The sequence below is a fragment of the Leisingera sp. XS_AS12 genome (assembly GCF_041224635.1).
Lineage (GTDB): Bacteria > Pseudomonadota > Alphaproteobacteria > Rhodobacterales > Rhodobacteraceae > Leisingera.
In genome coordinates this window covers 1-1,271 of the sequence record NZ_JBGFGM010000054.1, presented here as the reverse complement: position 1 = coordinate 1,271, position 1,271 = coordinate 1, and the positions used below count along the sequence as shown (strand labels likewise).

The window sequence follows — 1,271 nt, the reverse complement described above, 5'->3', positions numbered from 1 at the left end:
CCTCATGCAGCGATGTCGAAATCGAAGACTGGCAGATCAGACGCCGCATCGATGGCGCGCATGTGATCTTCCAGGCGGTCTGTCAAAAGACAGATCTCCTCAACCATCGGATCCATGGGATCGATTTCTGCGAAGAGCGCGGTTTCGAGGCGCAGCGGGTCACCAACGTATTTCAGAGTGAACAGCTCGTGCAGGGCGACGAGATCGAGACGGGCACGGCGGCTCAGCTGCCGGGTCAATCCGAGATGATCCAGCAGATATTGAACGCGATTCAGGGCCTTTCCGCCCCCCAAAACGAGGGCAGCATTCTGCAGGCCCTCATTGTTCTCGGAAAGAAAGAGAAAGAGGGCCTGAACGGCAGGTGAAGGGGATGTGTGCATAGCGCGACTCCTTGTTAGTGGTTTGCTGCCACTCAGGGCAGCTCAAGAAGGGGGCGGAGCGTCGCTGTTTTGTTCCTTTTCAGTTTTCGAATGACTTTGTTTTCTGCGCGGTCTCAACTTGAAGACTGCGCGGAAAACAAAGGTCTTCGATCTCTTCGTGATTGTGGGTTCGGCCAGATAATCAAATTCTCCTTCGGCATCATCACCATTCAAGCCTCATTCCTTGCTTTCCCTGATCCCTGAGTTTCGCCTCGGCAGCAACCCGACCGCTGTCCACCCAAGCGATACCAACCTCGATGGGCCAGCTTTTGGGCGCCAGACTTGACGCTTCGAAATCGATGAAAACAGGGTCCATGGTTCTTCCTTTTCTCAGGGTTGGAGGACGCTTTTCAGCGCATTCTCACCTCGAGGGATGCGCTGAAAAGCTCGCGTCCAAGCCCGTTTCAGGTGAATTCAAAGAGCTTCAAGTTCACGCCGCCGACCATATCCTCAAAGGCTTTCTGTCCTTGCAGGCGCTGTGCTTTTGCAACCATTTGGTCCTGGTAGTCCGCGGCTGTCCTTGGTGATTTCTGGCCGTTGGCCGCCAGGGCCATGTCCGTTCCGGCAGCCCCCAACTCAATACCCAGAAAGGTATGCAGGATGGTGCGGGCAATATGCTCGCCGGTTCCGAAAACACTGCGCCAGCAATCGGATATATAATTGTAGCCCACACCTACCCCGTCGTTTCGAACGAAGAGCGGCCGATTGGACTTCAGGCAGCCGTTGCGCATCTGGTCGAGCCAGGCCTCGTCACACCCCCTGAGGATCAGTGCATCAATGAATACATTCAGCCGGGGATCAATTTCCGCGTCATAAGTCTCATCATCCTTGGACAGGGTGATGTGCAGCTCA

At 55.1% G+C, this 1,271-nt stretch carries 3 protein-coding genes; 1 reads left to right on the top strand and 2 read right to left on the bottom strand.

What is annotated here, in order from left to right; genetic code table 11:
- A partial coding sequence (locus AB9K35_RS02080) for a hypothetical protein (protein WP_369924224.1) occupies positions 1-365 on the top strand: 365 nt, incomplete at its 5' end.
- Between the two features lie 217 nt (positions 366-582).
- On the opposite strand, the gene AB9K35_RS02075 is transcribed toward AB9K35_RS02080, so the two are convergent.
- On the bottom strand, positions 583-735 hold the full coding sequence (locus AB9K35_RS02075; protein ID WP_369924223.1) for a hypothetical protein: 153 nt from the start codon (positions 733-735) through the stop codon (positions 583-585).
- A gap of 88 nt (positions 736-823) precedes the next feature.
- Positions 824-1,271: hypothetical protein (locus AB9K35_RS02070; protein ID WP_369924222.1), on the bottom strand; the 448-nt coding region annotated here is incomplete at its 5' end.

Excerpts from the sequence above, each read along its gene's own strand:
- AB9K35_RS02075 (WP_369924223.1), bottom strand. The coding sequence starts at position 735 with ATGGACCCTGTTTTCATCGATTTCGAAGCGTCAAGTCTGGCGCCCAAA.